This is a genomic window from Brachyspira catarrhinii (assembly GCF_005518285.1).
Taxonomy (GTDB): domain Bacteria; phylum Spirochaetota; class Brachyspiria; order Brachyspirales; family Brachyspiraceae; genus Brachyspira; species Brachyspira catarrhinii.
The window spans coordinates 1-612 of sequence record NZ_SJDU01000712.1; the positions used below are offsets into that span (position 1 = coordinate 1).

The following is a 612-nucleotide window of genomic DNA, read 5'->3' on the forward strand; positions in this document are numbered from 1 at the left end:
AGAAATAGGAATTATTATTTATAGCTAGGATCTATTGGTGTACCGTCTATAGCAGTTACACTATTAGCTTTTTGAAGTGTTTTTATTTGGCTCTTTTTTAATGCATAAACAACTTTAGTTGTAACAGGTTCTTTATCTGCTTCTTTTACTATTGTAGTTTTTGTTAACGTAAAATCGCTATTCATAGTTATATAAGTACTACCAAAATCTATTCCTGTAGTTTGTAATTGAACATATTCTACTTTTTCTTCTGTATTGCTGAAAACATAAAGAGTATTTATATCATATCCAGATGAAGCATCTTTTATATTTTCTGGAAGTATTCTTATAAGATCTGATGTAAATCCTAATTGTTTTAATAAAGGCATTTTTATTAAAACACCTCCAGCATAATTATTTTGTAAATTAGGGTCTTTTGAAGATACACTTATCTGTAATTGATCTTCAGAATTAAGAGTTTGAAGATTTTGACCATCTTGGGTTAAAGTAACGCTACTATCTGTAGTAGGAGCATATTTATATTGTCTGTAACTGCTGCCTACTCCTTCTCCGTCTGTTGTAGGAGTTGGAAGTCCTGAAGAACTTCCGCCGCCGTTATCACCAGGTCCTGTT

General features: G+C 31.4%; 1 protein-coding gene. It reads right to left on the reverse strand.

Annotation, left to right across the window (positions count from 1 at the left end; genetic code table 11):
• Positions 1-14 precede the first annotated feature (14 nt).
• The coding region (locus tag EZH24_RS14475) for a hypothetical protein (protein WP_161976193.1) at positions 15-612 on the reverse strand (598 nt) is incomplete at its 5' end.